17 protein-coding genes are annotated in these 22,110 nt (G+C 73.7%); 13 read left to right on the top strand and 4 right to left on the bottom strand.

Annotated elements, in window-relative coordinates:
• The first annotated feature begins 185 nt into the window (after nucleotides 1-185).
• From ispG to ACFY0I_RS30395, 4 genes are all read left to right on the top strand, one after another.
• A complete protein-coding gene (gene ispG, locus ACFY0I_RS30410; RefSeq protein WP_385572591.1) occupies nucleotides 186-1,343 on the top strand; it encodes a flavodoxin-dependent (E)-4-hydroxy-3-methylbut-2-enyl-diphosphate synthase in 1,158 nt (385 codons plus the stop codon).
• 139 nt (nucleotides 1,344-1,482) lie between these two features.
• Nucleotides 1,483-2,328 (top strand): GNAT family N-acetyltransferase, encoded by an 846-nt coding sequence (locus tag ACFY0I_RS30405; RefSeq protein WP_388901826.1) that lies wholly within the window; start codon nucleotides 1,483-1,485, stop codon nucleotides 2,326-2,328.
• Between the two features lie 80 nt (nucleotides 2,329-2,408).
• Complete coding sequence (locus ACFY0I_RS30400; protein WP_388901825.1) at nucleotides 2,409-2,993, top strand: GNAT family N-acetyltransferase; 585 nt, start codon at nucleotides 2,409-2,411, stop codon at nucleotides 2,991-2,993.
• A gap of 43 nt (nucleotides 2,994-3,036) precedes the next feature.
• Nucleotides 3,037-4,737 carry a proline--tRNA ligase gene (locus ACFY0I_RS30395; RefSeq protein WP_388901823.1) on the top strand — a complete coding sequence of 567 codons (1,701 nt, stop codon included), beginning with the start codon at nucleotides 3,037-3,039 and terminating at the stop codon, nucleotides 4,735-4,737.
• Here the strand turns inward: ACFY0I_RS30395 and ACFY0I_RS30390 are convergent.
• Genes ACFY0I_RS30390 through ACFY0I_RS30375 form a run of 4 tightly spaced genes read right to left on the bottom strand, consistent with a single transcriptional unit; the run spans nucleotide 4,724 to nucleotide 7,599 of the window.
• Nucleotides 4,724-5,602 (bottom strand): slipin family protein, encoded by an 879-nt coding sequence (locus tag ACFY0I_RS30390; protein WP_388901822.1) that lies wholly within the window; start codon nucleotides 5,600-5,602, stop codon nucleotides 4,724-4,726. The two genes, ACFY0I_RS30395 and ACFY0I_RS30390, sit on opposite strands and share 14 nt — an antisense overlap.
• Nucleotides 5,603-5,644: 42 nt before the next feature.
• Entirely contained in the window at nucleotides 5,645-6,547 is a 903-nt protein-coding gene (locus ACFY0I_RS30385; protein ID WP_388901820.1) for an aminoglycoside phosphotransferase family protein, read from the bottom strand.
• A 45-nt stretch (nucleotides 6,548-6,592) separates the two neighbouring features.
• Nucleotides 6,593-7,033, bottom strand: coding sequence for a ferritin-like domain-containing protein (locus tag ACFY0I_RS30380; protein ID WP_388901818.1), 441 nt, complete (start codon nucleotides 7,031-7,033; stop codon nucleotides 6,593-6,595).
• Nucleotides 7,030-7,599, bottom strand: coding sequence for a hypothetical protein (locus ACFY0I_RS30375; protein ID WP_388901817.1), 570 nt, complete (start codon nucleotides 7,597-7,599; stop codon nucleotides 7,030-7,032). Before ACFY0I_RS30375 ends, ACFY0I_RS30380 begins: the two co-directional genes overlap by 4 nt.
• Before the next feature lie 158 nt (nucleotides 7,600-7,757).
• Here ACFY0I_RS30375 and rimP point away from each other — a divergent pair, with 158 nt between their 5' ends.
• From rimP to ACFY0I_RS30330, 9 genes are all read left to right on the top strand, one after another.
• Nucleotides 7,758-8,270 carry a ribosome maturation factor RimP gene (rimP, locus tag ACFY0I_RS30370; protein WP_388901815.1) on the top strand — a complete coding sequence of 171 codons (513 nt, stop codon included), beginning with the start codon at nucleotides 7,758-7,760 and terminating at the stop codon, nucleotides 8,268-8,270.
• Between the two features lie 2 nt (nucleotides 8,271-8,272).
• A complete protein-coding gene (gene nusA / locus ACFY0I_RS30365) occupies nucleotides 8,273-9,358 on the top strand; it encodes a transcription termination factor NusA (RefSeq protein WP_388901813.1) in 1,086 nt (361 codons plus the stop codon).
• A 133-nt stretch (nucleotides 9,359-9,491) separates the two neighbouring features.
• Entirely contained in the window at nucleotides 9,492-9,779 is a 288-nt protein-coding gene (locus tag ACFY0I_RS30360) for a YlxR family protein (protein WP_388901811.1), read from the top strand.
• A gap of 151 nt (nucleotides 9,780-9,930) precedes the next feature.
• Complete coding sequence (gene infB, locus ACFY0I_RS30355) at nucleotides 9,931-13,056, top strand: translation initiation factor IF-2 (protein WP_388901809.1); 3,126 nt, start codon at nucleotides 9,931-9,933, stop codon at nucleotides 13,054-13,056.
• Nucleotides 13,057-13,286: 230 nt separating this feature from the next.
• Nucleotides 13,287-13,580 (top strand): DUF503 domain-containing protein, encoded by a 294-nt coding sequence (locus ACFY0I_RS30350; RefSeq protein WP_362875956.1) that lies wholly within the window; start codon nucleotides 13,287-13,289, stop codon nucleotides 13,578-13,580.
• Nucleotides 13,581-13,620: 40 nt separating this feature from the next.
• Nucleotides 13,621-14,073, top strand: coding sequence for a 30S ribosome-binding factor RbfA (gene rbfA / locus ACFY0I_RS30345; RefSeq protein ID WP_388901808.1), 453 nt, complete (start codon nucleotides 13,621-13,623; stop codon nucleotides 14,071-14,073).
• On the top strand, nucleotides 14,070-14,978 hold the full coding sequence (gene truB / locus ACFY0I_RS30340) for a tRNA pseudouridine(55) synthase TruB (RefSeq protein WP_388901807.1): 909 nt from the start codon (nucleotides 14,070-14,072) through the stop codon (nucleotides 14,976-14,978). The genes rbfA and truB overlap by 4 nt, the downstream gene beginning before the upstream one ends.
• Before the next feature lie 325 nt (nucleotides 14,979-15,303).
• Nucleotides 15,304-20,976 carry a hypothetical protein gene (locus tag ACFY0I_RS30335; RefSeq protein ID WP_388901805.1) on the top strand — a complete coding sequence of 1,891 codons (5,673 nt, stop codon included), beginning with the start codon at nucleotides 15,304-15,306 and terminating at the stop codon, nucleotides 20,974-20,976.
• A gap of 119 nt (nucleotides 20,977-21,095) precedes the next feature.
• The gene (locus ACFY0I_RS30330; protein ID WP_388901804.1) at nucleotides 21,096-22,061 is read left to right on the top strand and encodes a bifunctional riboflavin kinase/FAD synthetase; all 966 of its coding nucleotides are present in this window, start codon (nucleotides 21,096-21,098) and stop codon (nucleotides 22,059-22,061) included.
• Nucleotides 22,062-22,110: the final 49 nt, after the last annotated feature.

The raw sequence follows: 22,110 nt of genomic DNA, 5'->3' as shown, positions 1-22,110 counted from the left end.
GCCGTTTCCCCACAGCAGGTCCCTACAGCAGGGCGGACGGAGCCGGGCACACATCGTGCCCGGCTCCCTACGTTCGGGTGGCACACCCCCTCGGATGCAAGGGGCGCGTGCTGATTGGCGTAATCTCGAAGACTGGAGCCCGCCGATCTCGGGACCTCGATCCACACCTTGGGGTTGCACAGCAGATGACTGCCATCTCACTCGGAATGCCGGCCGTGCCGACGAAGCTTGCCGACCGCAGGGTCAGCCGCAAGATCCAGGTCGGTTCCGTGGCCGTCGGTGGCGACGCACCCATCTCGGTGCAGTCGATGACCACCACCCGCACGTCCGACATCGGCGCCACGCTCCAGCAGATCGCCGAGCTGACCGCCTCCGGTTGCAACATCGTCCGCGTCGCCTGCCCGACGCAGGACGACGCCGACGCCCTCGCCGTCATCGCGAAGAAGTCGCAGATCCCGGTCATCGCGGACATCCACTTCCAGCCCAAGTACGTGTTCGCCGCGATCGACGCCGGCTGCGCCGCCGTCCGCGTGAACCCGGGCAACATCAAGCAGTTCGACGACAAGGTCAAGGAGATCGCGCGGGCCGCCAAGGACACCGGCACCCCGATCCGCATCGGCGTGAACGCCGGCTCCCTCGACGCCCGCCTGCTCAAGAAGTACGGCAAGGCCACCCCCGAGGCGCTGGTCGAGTCCGCGCTGTGGGAGGCCTCCCTCTTCGAGGAGCACGGCTTCGGCGACATCAAGATCTCGGTCAAGCACAACGACCCGGTCGTCATGGTCAACGCCTACCGCCAGCTCGCCGCCGCCTGCGACTACCCGCTGCACCTGGGCGTCACCGAGGCCGGCCCCGCCTTCCAGGGCACCATCAAGTCCGCCGTCGCCTTCGGCGCGCTGCTCTCCGAGGGCATCGGCGACACCATCCGCGTCTCCCTGTCCGCGCCGCCGGTCGAGGAGGTCAAGGTCGGCAACCAGATCCTGGAATCGCTGAACCTCAAGCCCCGCCGCCTGGAGATCGTCTCCTGCCCCTCCTGCGGTCGCGCCCAGGTCGACGTCTACAAGCTGGCCGAGGAGGTCACGGCGGGCCTGGAGGGCATGGAGGTCCCGCTGCGCGTCGCGGTCATGGGCTGCGTCGTCAACGGCCCCGGCGAGGCCCGCGAGGCCGACCTCGGTGTCGCCTCCGGCAACGGCAAGGGCCAGATCTTCGTCAAGGGCGAGGTCATCAAGACCGTTCCCGAGTCGAAGATCGTCGAGACCCTCATCGAAGAGGCGATGAAGATCGCCGAGCAGATGGAGAAGGACGGCATCCCCTCCGGCGAGCCGACCGTGGCCATCGGCGTGTAGCTCCCGCAGCTCCGGCCCCGGCCCCGTTCCCGCAGCTCGGGGCCGGGGCCGGGGTCCTTTCGTGACCGTGGGAGGCGGCATCCCCAGGCCTCGCCGGGTACAGTGCGGAGATCAGCAGACTGCATGGTGAGGCCCCCCAGTGTTGACGCAGACCACCACCAGGGTCCTTGAGCCCAGTGATCTCGACGCCGCCCTCGAAGTCCTCGGGCGCGCGCCGGTCGAGAACGCCTTCGTCGCCTCCAGGGTCCAGGTCGCGGGCCTCGACCCCTGGCGCCTGGGCGGCGAGATGTGGGGCTGGTACGCCGACGGCGAGCTCCGCTCCCTGTGCTACGCCGGCGCCAACCTGGTCCCCGTCTGCGCCGAAGCCGACGCCGTCCGCGCCTTCGCCGAACGGGCCCGCCGCACCGGCCGTCGCTGCTCCTCCATCGTCGGCCCCGCCGAAGCCACCCGGCTGCTGTGGCAGCTCCTCGAACCCAGCTGGGGACCCGCCCGCGACGTCCGCTCCCGCCAACCGCTGATGGTCATGGAACAGCCCTCCACCACGGTCACCGCCGATCCGCGCGTCCGCCGGGTCCGCAAGGACGAGATGGACCTGATCATGCCCGCCTGCGTCGCCATGTTCACCGAGGAGGTCGGCATCTCCCCGATGGCCGGGGACGGCGGACTCCTCTACCAGGCCCGCGTCGCCGAACTCGTCGGCACCGGCCGCTCCTTCGCCCGCATCGACGACGGCAAGGTCGTCTTCAAGGCCGAGATCGGCGCCGCCACCGGCCGTGCCTGCCAGATCCAGGGCGTGTGGGTCGACCCCGACCACCGGGGCCGCGGCCACTCCGAAGCCGGCATGGCGGCCGTCGTCGCCTACGCACTGCGCGACGTCGCCCCCGTCGTCAGCCTCTACGTCAACGACTTCAACACCGCCGCGCGCGCCGCCTACCGGCGGGTCGGCTTCCGCGAGACCGGCGCGTTCATGAGCGTCCTGTTCTGAGCCCGCCGCCGCCCCGGCCGTGGCCGCTTTCGCCGCCCGAGCCGTACCGCACCGGCCCTACCCCGAAGTAAGGTCGCCGCATGCTGCCTACCCCCGGGGGCGACGACCCCGCACGGCCCGCCGGACTCCGCATCGGCCCCCTCGACCTCGCCGAACGCGTGGACGAGGCCCTGCGCGTGCAGGCGGTGGCCTTCGGGCTCAGCGAGGACGAGGTCGGCATCCGGCGCTACATCGTCCAGCGCCACATGACCAGCCGCGGCGCCCGCGCGCTCGGCGCCTTCACCGACGACGGCGCCCTCGCCGCCTTCGTCTACGGCATGCCCAACGACCGCGGCCACTGGTGGTCCACGATCGTCGAACCGTACCTGCGGGCCGGCGGCGCCGACGGCTGGCTCGACGACTCCTTCGTCATCACCGAACTGCACGTCCATCCCGGCTTCCAGGGCCGCGGCGTCGGCCGCACCCTCATCACCCGGATCACCGACGGCGCCGAGGAACCCCGCTCGATCCTCTCCGCCATCGACACCGACAGCCCGGCCCGCGGCCTCTACGCCGCCCTCGGCTACCGGGACCTCGCCCGCCGCGTCCAGTTCCCGAGCGCGAGCCTCCCGTACGCCGTCATGGGCGCGCCCCTGCCACTGCTCAGGCCCGGCCCCCGGCCCTGAAACGGGTTGCCGGAGCCCCCGTCGGCCCCGGTAGCCTCCGGACATGTCTACGCAACACGTGCAGCGCATGTCCCGCCTCATGGCCAAGACCCTCCGCGAGGACCCGGCGGACGCCGAGACCCTCAGCCACCGCCTCCTGGTCCGGGCCGGCTACGTACGGCGCAGCTCCGCCGGCGTGTGGACCTGGCTGCCGCTCGGCAAGCGGGTCCTGGACAACGTCACGCGCGTCGTCCGCGAGGAGATGGACGCCATCGGCGCCCAGGAGGTATTGCTCCCCGCGCTGCTGCCGAAGGAACCGTACGAGGTCAGCGGCCGCTGGTCGGAGTACGGCGACCTGCTGTTCCGGCTCAAGGACCGCAAGGGCGCCGACTACCTGCTCGGCCCCACCCACGAAGAGATCTTCACCCTCGTCGTGAAGGACCAGTGCACCTCCTACAAGGACCTGCCGGTCATGCTCTACCAGATCCAGACGAAGTACCGAGACGAGGCCCGCCCCCGCTCCGGAGTGCTGCGCGGGCGCGAGTTCCAGATGAAGGACTCGTACTCCTTCGACGTCTCCGACGAGGGCCTCGCCGAGTCCTACCGGCTCCACCGCGAGGCGTACGTACGGATCTTCCAGCGGCTCGGGCTCGACCACCGCATCGTTTCGGCGGTGTCCGGGGCCATGGGCGGCTCGGCGTCCGAGGAGTTCCTCGCGCCCGCCGGGGCCGGCGAGGACACCTTCGTCGACTGCCCCTCCTGCGACTACGCGGCCAACACCGAGGCCGTCACCTTCGCCCTCGCCCCGGCCGCGGGCGACCACGGCCCCGTCGAGGAACTGGACACCCCCGACACCCCGACCATCGAGTCACTGGCGGCCTTCCTCGACGTCCCCGCGTCGGCGACCCTGAAGAACCTCCTGGTGAAGGTCGACGGCGAGATCGTGGCCGTCGGCGTCCCCGGCGACCGCGAGGTCGACCTCGGCAAGCTCGGCGAGCACCTGGCGCCCGCGGTCGTGGAACTCGTGACCGCCGAGGACTTCGCCGACCGCCCCGACCTGGTACGCGGCTACGTGGGCCCGCAGGGCCTGGAGAAGGTCCGCTACCTCGCGGACCCCCGCGTGGCGCCCGGCACGTCCTGGGTGACCGGCGCCAACCGGGCGGGCACCCACGCGCGGAACGTGGTCTGCGGACGCGACTTCGAGGTGGACCGGTACCTCGACGTGGTCGTCGTCGAGCCGGGCGACCCCTGCCCCGCCTGCGGCGCCGGCCTGCGGCTCGACCGGGCGATCGAGATCGGGCACATCTTCCAGCTCGGCCGCAAGTACGCGGACGCCTTCGGCCTCGACGTACTCGGCCGCGAGGGCAAGCCCGTCCGGGTCACCATGGGCTCCTACGGCATCGGGGTCTCCCGCGCCGTCGCCGCCCTCGCGGAGCAGACCGCGGACGACCGGGGCCTGTGCTGGCCCGCCGAAGTGGCCCCGGCGGACGTGCACGTCGTCGCCGCGGGCAAGGCCGTCCCGCTCGCCCTGGCGGAGCGGGCGGCAACCGAACTCGCCGGAGCCGGTCGGCGGGTCCTGCTCGACGACCGGCCCGGACTGTCGCCCGGCGTGAAGCTCACCGACGCCGAACTGATCGGCGTCCCCCACATCCTGGTGGCGGGCCGCCGCTCGGCCGACGGCATCGTCGAACTCCAGGACCGCGCCACCGGCACCCGGGAGGAACTCCCCCTGGAGGAGGCCCTGACCCGCCTCACGAAGGGCTGAGTCGTCTCCGGACCGCCCGGTCACCGCTCCCGCCGGCGTCCTCCGTCCCGGGCTCCACGGGCGGGGGAACCGGCGGCGGCTGGGCGCCCGGCGCGCCCGGCGCGCCCGGCGCCGCGCGTTCCAGGAAGCGCAGGAGCTCCACCGGGAACGGCAGCACCAGCGTGGAGTTCTTCTCCGCGGCGACCGCGACCACCGTCTGGAGCAGCCGCAGCTGGAGGGCCGCCGGCTGCTCCGACATCACCGCCGCCGCCTCCGCCAGCTTCTTCGACGCCTGCAGCTCCGCGTCCGCGTTGATCACCCGGGCGCGACGCTCGCGGTCCGCCTCCGCCTGGCGCGCCATCGACCGCTTCATCGTCTCCGGCAGCGACACGTCCTTGATCTCCACCCGGTCGATCTGCACGCCCCACCCGACGGCCGGACTGTCGATCATCAGCTCCAACCCCTGGTTCAGCTGCTCACGGTTCGACAGCAGGTCGTCCAGGTCCGATTTGCCGATGATCGACCGCAGGGACGTCTGCGCCATCTGGGAGACCGCGAACCGGTAGTCCTCGACCTCGATGATCGCGTCGGCCGCGTTCACGACCTTGAAGTAGACGACCGCGTCCACCCGCACCGTGACGTTGTCGCGGGTGATGCCCTCCTGGGCCGGCACCGGCATCGTCACGATCTGCATGTTCACCTTGCGGAGCCGGTCGATCCCCGGCACCACCAGCGTGAACCCGGGCCCCCGGACGCCCTCGCGCAGCCGGCCGAGGCGGAACACCACGCCCCGCTCGTACTGCTTCACCACCCGGGCGGCGGTCGCCGCGTACGCGGCCACCCCGACGCCCGCGGCGATCGCCGCTATCAGCAGTTCTTCGACCATGACGGCCCCCTGCCGGACATACCTTCCTACCTACGGTATGCCCTACAACCAGGCCGCGAACTCCAGCAACAGCTCCGCGTCCCGGCGTCGCCCGGCGGCCAGCGCGCGGTTGCCGGACTCCACCGCGCGGAACACCGTCCAGCCCCGCAGCCGCTCGCGGTCGACCTCCAGCGAGTCCGCCAGCTTGTTCACCCGCCGCCGGGCCCCGGCGGCCCCCGTCGAGGAGGCGACCTGGTCCTCCAGCCGGTCCCGGACCAGCCTGGCCAGGTCGTACGCCCGCTCGCCGACCAGCGGATCCGGACCCACCGTCAGCCACGGCGCCCGCTCGCCGGCCAGCACCTTGCCCTGCCGGAAGTTCCCGTGCAGCAGCAGTTCCTCGGCCGGCGCGGCCGTCAGTTCCTCCCGTGCCGCCACGGCAGCGTCCGCGAGCGCCCGCAGTTCCGGCGGCGCCGCGCGCAGGGCCCCGCACTGGAGGGCCGTGCGCTCGGCCACCGTCTCGAAGCGGTGCTCCGGTGGTGGCTCGACCCACAGCCGGCGGAGCGTGCCGCAGGCCTCCAGCAGCGCCTTCGCCTCGGGCAGCGAGCGCAGCGACACCTCGGGGTGGAGGCGCTCCAGGAGCAGCCCGCCGTCGTCCTCGTGATGGCGCGAGTCGAGGACCCGTACGGCTCCGAAACCGCCCCAGTGCGCCAGCGCGGCGAGCTCCCGCTCCGGCCGGGCGGCCGGGGGGGCCAGCTTCAGGGCCGCCGGGGTGCCGTCGGAGTAGTGGACGAGGAGCACCAGGCTGCTGCGGCCGCCGGGGGCCTGGACCCGCTGGGCGGAGACGTCCCGCCGGGCGAGTGCCTCATCGGCGAGCCGGGGCAACTGCCCCAGCCAGTCCGTGTCCTGCGTCGTCCCGGGCATCTCGCCGAGCGCCCGTACAAGCCGCTGCGGCGGTTCGAAAGCCATGCGTGCGTGATCCCTTTCAGCCGTCCCGGGCCCCGTCGCGCCTCCTCAGCGCTTTTCCGTGAGCCCAGGGAAGGCTACGCCGACACCGCGCCAGCGCGCCGCGCGGACGGCCGAGGCACTCAACGCGTCGGCGGCCTCGCGGCGCAGCCGGCCGTCCGCCGCCCGGACCAGATCCGAGTACGCGCCCGCCACCCGGTCCTCGATCTCGGCGGCCAGCCGCTCGGCGTCCGCCGGTCCGCGCAGCTCGAAGGGCAGCGCGTACGCCGCCTCCGAGGGCCGGGGCGAGCCGCCCAGCTCCCGCACCGTCCGGGTCAGGGAGTCCCGGCGGGCGAGGTGCTCGCCGTACGCCTCGCGCGCCTCGGCGGCCCGGGCGGCCGAGGCGCGGGCGCCGATCACCCCGTAGGCGTACGCCGCCGAGTGCTCGGCGGCCAGCGCCGCCTGGGCCGCCTCCAGCGGACGGCCGGCGGGGGAGGGTTCGGGCTTCACGAAGCGGCTCCCGGGGTGGGGGTGGCGGTCAGCAGGTAGGTGTGGACGGCCCCGCACGCGGCCACCGAGGCCAGCAGTCGGGCCAGTTCGCCGGGCGCGCCGGCCAGCGACACCGTGCGGGCCTCGGACAGGTCCCGTTCGGCGTCCGCCAGCGCGGCCAGGGCGTCGACCTCCTTCGGCGGGACCGGGTCGGGGCGCGCCGACGGCGACCCCGAGGGCGTCCCGGAGGCACCGGCGGACAGCGGCTTGCCCGTGGCCGACGGCGTGGGGGAGGCCGGGCCCGGCAGGGCCAGGGCCGCGACGTGCGCCGCGACGGCGGTCCGCAGCGGCGCGAGGCGCGCGGCGAGGGCCGGATGGGCGGCGGTGGTGGCCTCGTAACGTTCGAGCAGTCGTTCGCTGTCCCGAACGGCGCCCTCTCGGATGCGCCGTTCGAGCGGAACGCCGGTGTCGGCGTCCGACGGGTCGCTCCCGCCGGAGCACCCGGGGAGCAGCGCGGCCCCGGCCGCACCGGCGGCTCCGACGAGCAGGCGCCTACGCGAGGGCCTCAAGGGCAGGGTCCAGGGCACGGGCGTCGTCCTCGGGGTGATGGCGGGACAGGGTGTGATCACGGTACCCGGGGGTCGCGTCCGCAGCGCGGACGGCAACACCCCCCGCGACCGGATACCCTTTGACCTGACACGCGACGGAAAACCACAACAGCACACGCGGCCGAGGAGTCACCCGGATGAGCACCACCCAGAGCGACAGGCTGCGCGGACTGCTGGAGCCGCTCGTCGCCGCCAAGGGCCTGGACCTCGAAGAGATCGAGCTGTCCAAGGCGGGCAAGCGTCGGATGCTGCGGGTCATCGTGGACTCCGACGAGGGTGTGGAACTCGACGCCTGTGCCGAGCTGAGTCGTGAGGTGTCCGACGAGCTCGACGCCTCCGACGTGATGGGTGAGGACGAGTACGTCCTCGAAGTCAGCTCCCCGGGCGCGGACCGCCCGCTCACCGAGCACCGTCACTACGTTCGGGCGACCGGCCGTCTCGTCAAGTTTCAGTTGACCGCCGACGGTGAAAAGGGTGCCGGGGAACTGATCGCCCGCATCCTCGACGTCGACGACGAGGGCATGGACCTCGAAGTTCCGGGTGTGAAGGGCCGCAAGGCGACCACCCGCCGCATCGCGTTCGCCGACATCGCCAAGGCGCGTGTCGAAATCGAGTTCAACCGCAAGGACAAGAAGGAAGAGGAGGCGTAGCCGTGGACATCGACATGAGTGCCCTGCGGGGTCTGGTCCGCGAGAAGGAGATCTCGTTCGACCTGCTCGTCGAAGCGATCGAGTCGGCCCTCCTCATCGCGTACCACCGCACCGAGGGCAGCTTCCGCCGCGCCCGCGTGGTGCTCGACCGCACCAACGGTCACGTGGTCGTGTGGGCGACGGAGGACCCGAGGGACCTCGAAGAGGGCCAGGAGCCCAAGGAGTTCGACGACACGCCGTCGGACTTCGGGCGCATCGCCGCGACGACCGCCAAGCAGGTGATCCTCCAGCGTCTGCGCGACGCCGAGGACGACCTGACCTTCGGCGAGTTCGCCGGTCGCGAGGGCGACGTCATCACCGGCGTCGTCCAGCAGGGCAAGGACCCCAAGAACGTCCTCGTCGACATCGGCAAGCTGGAGGCCATCCTGCCGGTGCAGGAGCAGGTTCCCGGCGAGGAGTACACGCACGGCCTGCGCCTGAAGGCGTACGTCGTGCGGGTGGCGAAGGGTGTTCGCGGTCCGTCCGTGACCCTGTCGCGCACCCACCCCAACCTGGTGAAGAAGCTCTTCTCCCTGGAGGTCCCGGAGATCGCCGACGGCAGCGTCGAGATCTCGGCGATCGCCCGTGAGGCCGGTCACCGCACCAAGATCGCCGTCCGGTCGACCCGCTCCGGCCTGAACCCCAAGGGCGCCTGCATCGGCCCGATGGGCAGCCGTGTGCGCAACGTCATGGCGGAGCTGCACGGCGAGAAGATCGACATCGTCGACTGGTCGGACGACCCGGCGGAGATGGTCGCCAACGCGCTGTCACCCGCCCGGGTGAGCGCGGTCGACGTCGTGGACTGGGACACCCGGTCCGCGCGCGTCACCGTGCCCGACTACCAGCTGTCGCTGGCCATCGGCAAGGAGGGCCAGAACGCCCGCCTCGCCGCGCGGCTCACCGGCTGGCGCATCGACATCCGCCCGGACACCGAGCCGGTCGCCGACGGGGACGACCGCGACCGCGGCTCCGACCGTGACGGCGGGCGCGGCCCGGCCCGTGACGGTGGGCGTGACGGCGACCGCGACCAGGGACGCGGCCGGGAATAAACCGGTACCGGTCGGGGGTTCCCGGCCGGTAGACAGGGACTCCGAAACCTCGGAGTCCCTTGAGGAACACCACGACGTCCGTTCGATTTTTCACCTGAAGGGGTGAGGTCGCTACGGGGAGGTAGACTTAGGCGTGTCTGGCCGGACGCAAGCCCGCGCATGCCCCGAACGAACCTGTGTGGGGTGTCGGGAGCGAGCGGCCAAGAGCGATCTGCTGCGCATCGTGGCGATCGGTGACCAATGCGTCGCCGATCCACGCGGTACGCTGCCCGGCCGGGGTGCCTACGTGCACCCCGCCGTGGTCTGCCTCGACCAGGCGGTCCGCCGCCGGGCGTTCCCCCGGGCCCTCCGGTCCGCCGGAGCGCTCGACACGGCGGATCTGCGCACAGCTTTGGCCGTGCCGGCCGAGGCGACACCGTAAGAGCAAGAAGAACGGCACGGGTAACCCGTGCGGTCAGGTACCTCGCGAGTTGGAAGTAGGTCGAGATTGCGATGAGCACTCGATGAGTACGCGATGAGTACGCCCATGAAGTAGCGACGGTCCGGCGTAACCCGGACCTAAAAGGAGCGAAGTGGCTAAGGTCCGGGTATACGAACTCGCAAAGGAGTTCGGAGTTGAGAGCAAGGTCGTCATGGCCAAGCTCCAGGAACTCGGTGAGTTCGTCCGTTCGGCGTCCTCGACGATCGAGGCGCCGGTTGTACGCAAGTTGACCGACGCACTGCAGGGGCCCGGCGGCAACGCCGGCAAGTCCGCTGCGAAGCCGGGTGCGCCCCGCAGCGCCGCACCCGCCAAGCCCGGGGCTCCCGCCCCGGCGCGTCCCGCTGCCCCCAAGCCCGGTGCACCGGCCCCCAAGCCGGTCGTCGCCGAGGCTCCCGCCGCCCCCGCGGCTCCCGCCCCGGTGACTCCGGCCGCCTCCGGCCCGCGTCCCGGTCCGAAGGCTCCGGCCGCCCCGAAGCCCGCTCCGGCGGCGCCCGTGGCGACCGAGTTCTCCGCGCCCCCGGCGGCTCCGGCCGCCGCCCCGGCGCGCACCGAGCGTCCCGCCGCCGCTCCCGGCCCCCGTCCGGCGCAGCAGCGTCCGGCCCAGGGTCAGGGTGGTCAGGGCGGTGCCCGTCCCGGCGCCCCGCGTCCGGCCGGCAACGCCCCCGGTGGTCAGGGACAGCGTCCCGCCGCCGGTGGTGCCCAGTCCCCGCGCCCCCAGGGCGCCCGTCCGGCCGGTCCCCGTCCGGGCAACAACCCCTTCACCTCCGGTGGCTCGACCGGCATGGCGCGCCCGCAGGCGCCCCGTCCGGCCGGCGCTCCGCGTCCCGGTGCCCCCGGCGCCGGTGGCGGTCAGGGTGCTCCCCGTCCGCAGGGCGGCCCCGGTGGCGCTCCGCGTCCGCAGGGCGGCCCCGGCGGCGCCCGTCCGACCCCGGGCGGCATGCCGCGTCCGCAGGGCGGCGCCCCGCGTCCCGGTGGTGCTCCCGGTGGTAACCGTCCCAACCCGGGCATGATGCCGCAGCGTCCCGCTGCCGGTGGTCCCGGTCCCCGTCCCGGTGGCGGCCCCGGTGGCCGTGGTCCCGGTGCGGGCGGTGCCCGTCCCGGTGGCGCCGGTCGTCCCGCGGGCGGCGGCTTCGCCGGTCGTCCGGCCGGTCCGGGCTCGCGTCCCGGCGGCGGTGGCGGCTTCGGCGGTCCCCGTCCCGGTGGTGGCTTCGGTGGCGGTCCGGCCGGTGCCGGTGGCGGCGGTCGTCCCGGCTTCGGCGGGCGTCCCGGTGGTCCCGGTGCCCGTGGTGGCACGCAGGGTGCCTTCGGCCGTCCCGGCGGTCCGGCCCGTCGTGGTCGCAAGTCCAAGCGTCAGAGGCGCCAGGAGTACGAGGCCATGCAGGCCCCGTCCGTCGGCGGCGTGATGCTGCCGCGCGGTGGCGGCGAGACCGTGCGCCTGTCGCGCGGTGCCTCCCTCACCGACTTCGCGGAGAAGATCAACGCCAACCCGGCGTCGCTCGTCGCCGTGATGATGAACCTCGGCGAGATGGTCACTGCCACGCAGTCCGTCTCCGACGAGACGCTCGAAATGCTGGCCGGCGAGATGAACTACGTCGTCCAGATCGTCAGCCCGGAGGAAGAGGACCGCGAGCTTCTCGAGGGCTTCGACATCGAGTTCGGCGAGGACGAGGGCGGCGAGGAATACCTCATGCCGCGTCCGCCGGTCGTGACCGTCATGGGTCACGTCGACCACGGTAAGACCCGACTGCTCGACGCCATCCGCAAGACGAACGTCGTTGCGGGCGAGGCCGGTGGCATCACGCAGCACATCGGTGCGTACCAGGTCGGTACCGAGGTCAACGGTGAAGAGCGCAAGATCACCTTCATCGACACCCCGGGTCACGAGGCGTTCACCGCCATGCGTGCCCGTGGTGCCAAGTCGACCGACATCGCGATCCTCGTGGTCGCGGCCAACGACGGCGTCATGCCGCAGACGATCGAGGCGCTCAACCACGCCAAGGCCGCCGGCGTCCCGATCGTCGTCGCGGTCAACAAGATCGACGTCGAGGGTGCCGACCCGGTCAAGGTGCGCGGTCAGCTCACCGAGTTCGGTCTGGTCGCCGAGGAGTACGGCGGCGACACGATGTTCGTCGACATCTCCGCCAAGCAGGGTCTGCACATCGACTCCCTGCTGGAGGCCGTCGTCCTCACCGCCGACGCCTCGCTCGACCTGCGTGCCAACCCGGAGCAGGACGCTCAGGGTATTGCGATCGAGTCCCACCTCGACCGCGGCCGCGGTGCCGTCGCCACCGTCCTCGTCCAGCGCGGTACCCTCCGCGTCGGCGACACGATGGTCGTGGGCGACGCCTACGGCCGAGTGCGCGCCATGCTCGACGACAAGGGCAACAACGTCGAGGAAGCGGGTCCCTCGACCCCCGTCCTGGTCCTGGGTCTCACCAACGTCCCCGGCGCCGGCGACAACTTCCTCGTCGTCGACGAGGACCGCACCGCCCGTCAGATCGCCGAGAAGCGTGCTGCGCGTGAGCGCAACGCCAACTTCGCCAAGCGCGTCCGCCGGGTGTCCCTGGAAGACCTCGACTCGGTCCTCAAGGCCGGTCTGGTCCAGGAACTCAACCTCATCATCAAGGGCGACGCGTCCGGTGCGGTCGAGGCCCTCGAGTCCTCGCTGCTCCAGCTCGACGTCGGCGAAGAGGTCGACATCCGCGTCCTGCACCGCGGTGTGGGTGCGGTCACCGAGTCCGACATCTCGCTGGCGATGGGCTCCGACGCCATCGTCATCGGTTACAACGTCCGTGCGGCCGGTCGCGCCGCGCAGATGGCGGACCGCGAGGGTGTCGACGTCCGCTACTACTCGGTGATCTACCAGGCCATCGAGGAGATCGAGGCGGCCCTCAAGGGTCTGCTCAAGCCGGAGTACGAAGAGGTCGAGCTCGGTACGGCGGAGGTCCGCGAGATCTTCCGCTCGTCCAAGCTGGGCAACATCGCGGGTGTTCTCATCCGCTCCGGCGAGGTCAAGCGCAACACGAAGGCGCGGCTCCTGCGCGACGGCAAGGTCGTCGCCGAGAGCCTCACCATCTCGGGTCTGCGCCGCTTCAAGGACGACGTCACCGAGATCCGCGAAGGCTTCGAGGGCGGTATCAACCTCGGTTCCTTCAACGACATCAAGATCGACGACGTCATCGCGACGTACGAGATGCGCGAGAAGCCCCGCGCGTAAGCGCGAGGCACATCGCACACGCTCGTAGCTCGTAGCACCGGGGCCGGTCGGCGGAATATCCGTCGATCGGCCCCGGCCGTTGCGTGTACGGTTCTGATGACCCTGCCGGGCGTCCGGTGATCCTGCCGTGCCACGGCCGGGTGAACCCGTCGGACGAGACCCGGCGGGAACCTGTCGGACGACGGCCCGACAGGCCATCGAACCCGAACCGGCGGGACATCCGGAACTGCATGTACGTGGGGACTCTGTCCTTCGATCTGCTCCTCGGCGACGTCCACTCGCTGAAGGAGAAACGCTCCGTCGTGCGGCCCATCGTCGCCGAGCTCCAACGCAAGTTCTCCGTGAGCGCGGCCGAGGTGGGCGACCAGGACCTGCATCGCAGGGCCCGTATCGGGGTGGCCCTGGTGAGTGGCGACGTGGGATTCGTGTCGGACGTACTGGACCGCTGCGAGCGGCTGGTCGCGGCGCGTCCCGAGGTGGAGCTGCTGTCGGTACGACGGCGTCTCCACGGTGATGAAGACTGACTTATTGCTTGTCTGCAAGACAGAAGAAGGAGACGGACCAGTGGCCGACAATGCGCGGGCGAAGAAGCTGGCGGACCTCATCCGGGAGGTGGTGGCCGAGAAGCTGCTGCGCGGCGTCAAGGACCCCCGCCTCGGTACGCACGTGACCATCACGGACACCAGGGTCACCGGCGACCTGCGGGAGGCCACGGTCTTCTACACGGTCTACGGTGACGACGAGGACCGGGCCAGTGCGGCAGCGGGTCTGGAGAGCGCCAAGGGCGTGCTGCGTTCCGCGGTCGGCCGGGCGGCGGGAACCAAGTTCACGCCCACCCTGACCTTCGTGGCGGACGCCCTCCCGGAGAACGCGAAGACCATCGAGGACCTCCTCGACAAGGCGCGTTCCTCCGACGCCCAGGTGCGCGAGGTGTCCTCCGGCGCCAAGTACGCCGGCGACGCCGACCCGTACAAGAAGCCGGGCGACGAGGACGACGAGGACGCAGCCGCGGAATGAGCACCGAAGCAGGGAAGACTCCGGACGGCCTTGTCATCGTCGACAAGCCGTCCGGCTTCACTTCGCACGACGTGGTCGCCAAGATGCGCGGGATCGCCAAGACCCGTCGCGTCGGCCACGCCGGCACCCTCGACCCGATGGCGACGGGCGTCCTCGTCCTCGGTGTCGAGAAGGCGACCAAACTCCTCGGTCACCTCGCACTGACCGAGAAGGAGTACCTCGGGACCATCCGTCTCGGGCAGTACACCCTCACGGACGACGCCGAGGGCGAGATCACCTCGTCGACGGACGCCTCTAGGGTCACCCGCGAGGCCGTGGACGCGGGCATCGCCAAGCTGAGCGGCGAGATCATGCAGGTCCCGTCGAAGGTCAGCGCGATCAAGATCAAGGGCGTGCGTTCCTACAAGCGCGCCCGCGACGGCGAGGACTTCGAGATCCCGGCCCGCCCGGTGACCATCTCGTCGTTCCACGTGTACGACATGCGGGAGGCGGAGGCCGAGGACGGCACGAAGGTCGTCGACCTGGTCGTCTCCGTCGTCTGCTCCAGCGGTACGTACATCCGGGCGCTCGCCCGTGACCTCGGTGCGGACCTGGGCGTGGGCGGACACCTGACGGCGCTGCGGCGCACGCGGGTGGGCCCGTACAAGCTCGACAAGGCCCGCACCCTGGACCAGCTCCAGGAGGAGCTGACCGTCATGCCGATCGGCGAGGCCGCGGCCGCCGCGTTCCCGCGCTGGGACCTGGACTCCCGCCGGGCGTCGCTGCTCGGCAACGGGGTGCGGATCGAGATGCCGGACGAGTACCGCGACGGCCGCACGGTCGCCGTGTACGGGCCGCAGGGGCAACTGCTCGGGCTCGTGGAGAGCAAGGGCGGCAAGGCGAAGTCGCTGGCGGTCTTCGTCTGACGGGGTGTGTCCCGTCGGCCTCTGTCCATCGGCCTCTTCGCGCCATCGGCCCTTCCACCGGACGGGTCCGACGATCCGGCCGGGACGGGACAGGGCGGGTGTTGACGTGGAGCGGTGAGCGCACAAGGTCTGCTGCTCACCGCTCCACGACCCCCCTCGGGTAAGTCTCTATCCATCCGGAGCCCCTTGTTCACCCATCCGAGCAGGCGCTCGGAGTGAATGGAGGGAGCGTATGGGGGCGCGTTCGCCCTGCGTTCTTTTCGTGCTGATCTTCACTTGCCTACCGTCATGAGCACGGAGCTCGCGGCGGGGGAGTGGTGCGGCGATGACGGACGAGGTCACGGCGGGTGCGGGTGCGGGTGCGGCGGCGGTGATCGACGCGGCGCTCGGGGGGTTGTCGCGCGTCGAGGGGCTCGTCAGGATCTGTGATCCGACCGGCCGGCCGCGCGGCACGGGGTTCCTGGCCGACGATCGCGGCACGGTGATCACCAGCCACGAGGCCGTCGACGGACCGGGCCGGATCGTGTTGCACGCGCCCGGAGGTCGGACCTGGCTCGCGGAGCCGGCCGACGTGACCCCGCTGCCCGAGGCGGCGCTGGCCCTGGTGCGGACCGACGGACTCGGGCTGCGGCCGCTGCCGGTGGCCATGCGCGAGGAGCTTCCCGTAGGGACGTACGTACGGCTCCTTGCCCGGGGTTGGCGACAGGCGCGGGTGCTCGGGGCGGGTGCGGGGGTCAGGTACAGCGCGGCGGGGTGGTCCCGCGAGCTGCCCGTCACGGTGGAACTGGCCATCGGCACCGCCGGTCGGGACGCCCTCGGAGCGGGCGGTGGGGCCTGCGGGGGGCCGGTCCTGGATGCCGCGACCGGAGCGGTGCTCGCGGTCCTGGGCACCGCTCTGGAGTCGGAGCACCGCTCCGGGGTCTTCGCCCTGCCCCTGCGGGCTGCCGCCGCAGCCGCCCCCGGCGGGCCCCTCGCGCGCCTGCTGGAACGCAACTCCGCGACCGTGCCCGGCCACGGAGCCGATCTGAACCTCGCGGGGACGCTGGTGCTGACGGCGGCCGGCCTCGGCGCCGCCCTCCCGCTGGGGCCCGTGCCCGGGTCGGGACCCGCATCCGAACCGGTGGCCCGGCCCGCGCTCGCCGCCGCGCTGGCGGCCTTCACCGCCGGGGACCGGTTCGTCCTCGGCCTGGTCGGAAACCCCGGTACCGGCCGCACCACGGCCCTCGCCACCCTGACCGCCGAACGTACCCGCGGCCCCCGGCCCGCCCCGACCGTGTGGCTACGGGGGGCGGACCTGCGCGCCGCCGACGGCTCCCTGGCCGACGCGATCTCCCGAGCCCTGGTGTCCGGCGTGGAGGCGGGGGCGGGCGCGGGCGCGGGTGAGCGGGGTGCGGGTCGGGTGCGGGAGGGTCACGGGGTGGACCCCCGGGTGGGGTCGGACGTCGAGGCGGGCGAGGGGATCGGTGGGGCTGCGGCGGTGGGGGACGGGGCGTGGCCGGACGAGGGGGCGGGTGCAGGAGCTCCGCCGGGGGCGATCCCGGCCGGTCGGGGCACGGGGGTGCGGGCCGGGGCCGGGTCGGGCGCCTGGGCGGGGCTGGACGTCGGCTCGGGGTCCACGTCGGGCCCATGGCCGGGACTCGGGACCGGAGCATGTGGCGAGGGCGCCGGATCAGGGGAGGTGCCGGGGTCCGGATCCGGTGTCGGGGTGGGGGTCGGCGCTGCGGTGGGGGTGGGAGCCGGGGTCGGGGCGGGTGCCGGATCGGAGTCGTGGCCGGGATCCTGGCCCGGGGTGGTTCCGAGGCCCAGAGCCTTCGTCGTACGGGCGGTTGAGGAAGCGACGGGCCCAGGACACGGTGTGGACCCGGAAACCGGTGCCGGGGCGGACGCCGGGCCCGGCGCATGGGCAGTGCCCGGGTCGGGTTCGGGCGGTGGGTTCGGCGCAGGGGCAGGGGCAGGGACAGGGGCAGGCGCAGGCGCAGGCGCAGGCGCAGGGGTAGGGGCCGGGACGTGGCCGGGGGCCGGACCCGGAGCGGTGGCGTGGAGCGGGCGACGGGGTGGTGCGGTCGGCGCGGCCGGCGCGGTCGAGTCGGTCGAGTCGGTTGGCTCGGGCGGGCCGGGCGGGCCGGGCGGGCCGGGTCGGTGGGGAGGAGCCGGCGGTTCGGTGGACCGCCCCGCCGAGGCGCACCCGGCCACCATCCCCATGGCCAGGACCGGCGGGACCGGCCGCCCCACCACGGCCCACCGACGTCCCGAACCTCCCGAAGCCGCTCCACCCGTCGAACCCGACGCACCCACCGGAGCCCGGCCCGCCGTCTTCGGCGTGGAGGGCGTGGCCGAGAGGGTGGCCCGGGTCGCGGGGGTGGCCGGGCGGCCACTGCTGGTGGTGTTGGACGCGCCCGAGGAGATGCCGCCGCGCCTCTCGCACCGCCTCGCGGCCTGGACCGAAGCCACCGCCGCGTGGCTGCGCTCGACCGGTGTCCGGCTCGTCGTCGCCACTCGGCCCGAGTACTGGGAGCGGGCCGGCGCCCTCTACCCGGCCGAAGTGCTGCACACCCCGGCCCGCCCGGTCCGGCGGCTGCCCGCCGCGCTGGCCGTGGGAGACCTGGACCCGGACGAGGCGGAGACCGCCCGTGCCCGCTACGGGATCCCCGCCGACGGCGTCCAGGAGGCCGACGCGCGGCATCCGCTCACCCTGCGCCTGCTCGCCGGGATCCGTGCCGCCGGGGTCACCGCCGGGTGCCCGGGCCGGGACGAGGTGTTCGCGGCCCACCTGGACCTGGCGGCCCTGCGGGTGGCGGTCCGCATCGCCACCTCGGGCGCGTTCCCGCCCCCGGACGGCCCGTCGGGCGTCCCCTCCGCACCCCGGGACCTCCGCACCGGTTCGGCCGGGCCCGCCGGGGACGGCCCCACCCCGAGCTCGCCGGTCACCGGGGGCTCCGGTGCTCCGGCCGCGTCCGGACCGGCGGGCGCAGGCCGGGCCGCCGACCGCCCGGGAACCGGCAACCCGGGCGTCCACGGCTCGGGCTCCGGTGGCGCCGCCGATGGCGCGGGGGACGGATGCTTCGCCGGTGCTCGCCAGGGGTCATCCGTCCCGAACCCCGCCCTGAACGGTTCGGACGCCCTGGAGCGGGCCGCCGAAGGGCGGGGGGAAGGCGGCCCGGGGCTGCGCGGTGCGGGCGTCCACGGCCCGGCGAGTCACCCCTTCGGCGAACGCGGCCCCGGCACGCGGGGCTTCGGCGTGGGCAACGCCGGGTTTCGAGGTCCGGGAACGGCAGGTGGGAGCGGGCCCTGGGTGGAGGGGCCCGATGCCGGGTGCTCCGCCGTGAACGGCCCGGGTGGGGCGACGGGCCCGGATGCGTACGGCCTTGCCGGCCACGGGGGTTCGAGCGATGACCCCGGTACGTGTGGGCCGACCGGGAGCGGGTCCGGCGTCGGGAGTGCGGGTGCGAACGGCTCGGGCGCGCTGGTCCCCGGCCGGGACGGTCCGGAAGGACGCGGCGCGGGCGCCGGCTGCGCTCCGACCTACGCGGGCGGCGGCCCCGGCCCAGCCCACCTCGGCGTCGGCGGCTGCGGCTGCGGTGTCCCCGGGGTCGGCGGGTGCGGCTCCGGTGTCCCGGGGGTCGGCGGGTGCGGCTCCGGTTGTTCCGGGGCCTGTGGGCGGGGCCCTGTCCACCCCGGAGCCGATGGGGGTGGCTCGCCGTCCCCCGGCTCTGTGGGGTCCGGTTGTGCCGATCCCGGCCTTGCGGGGTGCGGCTGTGCTGGCCCCGATCCGGACGGGTGCGGGTCCGCGTGGCCCGATCCGGGTGGGTACGGGTCCCCGTGCCTCGATCCGGGTGGGTACGGGTCCGCGTGCCCCGACCCGGGTGGGTACGGGCCCGGGTACCTCCGCCCGGACGGTTGCGGGCCCGGTTGCTTCGGCTCCGGGAGGTACGGCCCCGGGCATCCCCGTACCGGTGGGTGCGACCGCGTTCGTTCCGGCTCCCACGGGCCGGGGGCCGGCCCCGTCGCCGGTGGCCCGGCCGTCGGCGTCCCGGGTTCCGACGCCTTCGACGGCCGGGGGTCACGGGGCCTTGCGGCCGGAGGGTCGGCCGTCGGGGTTCGCGGTTGCGCCGGCCCCGACCATCCGGTGCCGGACCACCCCGCCGGCGCCACCGGCGTGCACGGGCCCGGGGTGCGGCGGCTCGCGGCGCGGGTGGCCGGGCGGGTGCACGAGGCGGCCCGGCGGTGTCTGGGCCAAGGCCGTTTGGACCGGGACGACTTCGAGGAACTGTTCCCCCGCCGCACCGGTTGGGCCTCCGCCGTCCTCACCGAGGGGCTGTTCGTGCCCGCCGGGTCCGACGGCTACCGCTTCGCGCACGAGGAACTGTCCGAGTGGCTCCAGGCCGGCCACCTCGACGTGCCGACCGCCCTCCAGGCCCTGGTGCACTCGGGCCCCGCCGAGCCCGGCCCGCCCGTGCCCCGGCACCGGATCGGACCCGTCCTGGAAGCCTTGCGCCGGCTGCCCGCGCCCGAGATCCGGGTCCGGCTGACCCGGCTGGTCGGCGCGCTCAACGCCTTCGCGGAGGAAACCCCGGACGTCGACCCCGACCGGGTCTGGTGGGCCGGTCGGCTGCTGCGCGAGTCCTTGCTGCGGGCCGCCGACGCCACCCCGCACCTGCCCGTCCTGCACGCCCTCGCCGAGCACGTGGCGCGGGCCGGCTCCGAGGAGTTCGGGGGCTGGTTCTGGAACCGGCTCCGGTTGTCCGAGTCCGACCGGCTCGACCTGCTCCGCCGCCTGCTGCCCGCCGACCACCGCTACCTCGACGCCGCCGCCCGCCGCCTCGTACGGGCACCGCGAGTGGTCCAGCCCCTGCTCTGCGCCTGGTTCGGCGACGAACGCCGACTGCGCGCCCGCCCGGGAGCGACCGTCGCCACCGCGGCCCAGGCCCTCCTGCACACCCACCGGGGAGCCGCCGTCGACGACCTCGCGGAGGCCCTGGTGAGCGCGGCGCACCCGCGCGCCGACGAACTGCTCGCGGCCCTCGCCGAGGACGAGCCCTCCGCCCTGTGCCGGGCCGTCGACCGCTGGGCCCGCGACGAACGGCCCGGGCGCCGGGTCGCCGCCGCCGCGTACGGGCTCGCCACCGCCCCGCACGTCCGCACCCCGGCCGACCGGGAGCTGCTGCGTCGGGCCGCCCGGGCGCTGCTCGCCCGGCCCACCGACGGCGCCCTGCACGGCAGCGCCCTCGGGATCCTGCTCCGCGACCCCCAGGTCCGGGCCCGCTACCTCCCCGACGCACTCGCCTGCTTCCGCGACCCCGGGCGCGGCTCCCGGCTGCCGGCGTCCGCGCTGGTGGCGGCGCTGCCGGTGCTGCCCGACCCGGACGCGGTGTTCGCCGCGCTGCGCGCCCGCGCCGACGGGGAGGTGCTCCGCGCCCTGGCCGCGCTGACCACGCCCGGGCTGGCCCGCCGCGCGGGTGACCTCGTACGGGACCACCTGGCGTGCCGGCCCGAGGACGCACCGCACGCCGCCGCCTTCGTGGACCGGCGGCTGGACCAGGGGCCGGCGGCGGGGTCCGTGGTGCGGCCCCTCGTGCTGGACCTGCTGCGGACCGGGCCGGCGTCCGTACGGGCGGAGCTGGCCCGGGTACTGGGCGCGCCCGGCGGGGCGCCCCCGTACGGGCTGCGGGGCGAACTGGCCGACGCGCTGCTGCGCGAGGAGGGCGACCCGGCGGTGCTGGGCGCCTTCCTCGAAGCCCTCGCCGCCGGCACCCGCGCCCGCCCCGAGGAACGCACGCGCGAGCTGCTCCGGCGGGCCGGGCGGCAGCTGTTGCGGATCCCGGGCGGCCCCACCGTGTTCGAGCACCGCACGGTGGAGCTGGCCCGGACCGACCCGGCCTTCGGCGCGCTCGTCGCGCGCTGGCTCGCACAGGCGGGGGCGGAGGCCGCCGCGCTGCTCGGACCGGGTGCGCGGCGCACGGTGGAGACGCTCAGCAGGACGGCTCCGGACATCACGTGAGGCGGCAGCGGGCCGACGCCGACGCCGATGCGGGGCCCCGGCCACCGGCATGGCAGTCTTAGACCTGCAATCGGCAATCGGTACAGGGACTACACGGGTTCGGGCGAGGAGCGGTCACAGTGCAGCGCTGGCGTGGCTTGGAGGACATCCCCCAGGACTGGGGACGCAGCGTCGTCACCATCGGCTCCTACGACGGTGTGCACCGGGGACATCAGCTGATCATCGGACGGGCCGTCGCGAGGGCCCGCGAGCTCGGCGTCCCGTCGGTCGTCGTCACGTTCAGTCCGCACCCGAGCGAGGTCGTACGGCCGGGCAGCCACCCGCCGATCCTCGCCTCGTACGACCGCCGGGCCGAGCTGATGGCCGGCCTCGGGGTCGACGCGCTGCTGATCCTGCCGTTCACGGCGGAGTTCTCGCAGCTGTCCCCGGCCGACTTCATCGTCAAGGTGCTGGCCGACAAGCTGCACGCGACGGCTGTCATCGAGGGCCCCAACTTCCGCTTCGGCCACCGGGCCGCCGGGAACGTCGACTTCCTGCGCGAGCTGGGCGCCACGTACGACTACGAGGTCGAGGTCGTGGACCTGGTCGTGCGCGGCGAGGCGGGCGGCGGCGTGCCGTTCTCGTCCACGCTGGCGCGCCGATTGGTCTCCGAGGGCGATGTCGAGGGCGCCGGCGAGATCCTGGGCCGCCCGCACCGGGTCGAGGGCGTCGTGGTGCGCGGCGCGCAGCGCGGGCGCGAACTCGGCTACCCGACGGCGAACGTCGAGACGCAGCCGCACACCGCGATCCCCGCCGACGGCGTGTACGCGGGCTGGTTGACGGCGGACGGCGAGCGGATGCCGGCGGCGATCTCGGTCGGCACGAACGTGCAGTTCGACGCCACCGAGCGGACGGTCGAGGCGTACGCGATCGACCGGATCGGCCTGGACCTGTACGGGATGCACGTCGCCGTGGACTTCCTCGCGTACGTGCGGGGCATGGCGAAGTTCGAGTCGCTGGACGGCCTGTTGGAAGCCATCGCGGACGACGTGAAGCGCTCCCGGCTGCTGACCGAGGCCTACGACAGCGAGCGCGCCGGGCGCTGAGCGTCCCCACGTCCGAACGTGCCGGAGGGCCCGTTCCGTCCCAGGTTCT

Source organism: Streptomyces sp. NPDC001568, assembly GCF_042893755.1.
GTDB lineage: Bacteria > Actinomycetota > Actinomycetes > Streptomycetales > Streptomycetaceae > Streptomyces.
Note: the sequence above shows the minus strand (reverse complement) of the source record. Positions and strands in the feature narration are given on the sequence as shown.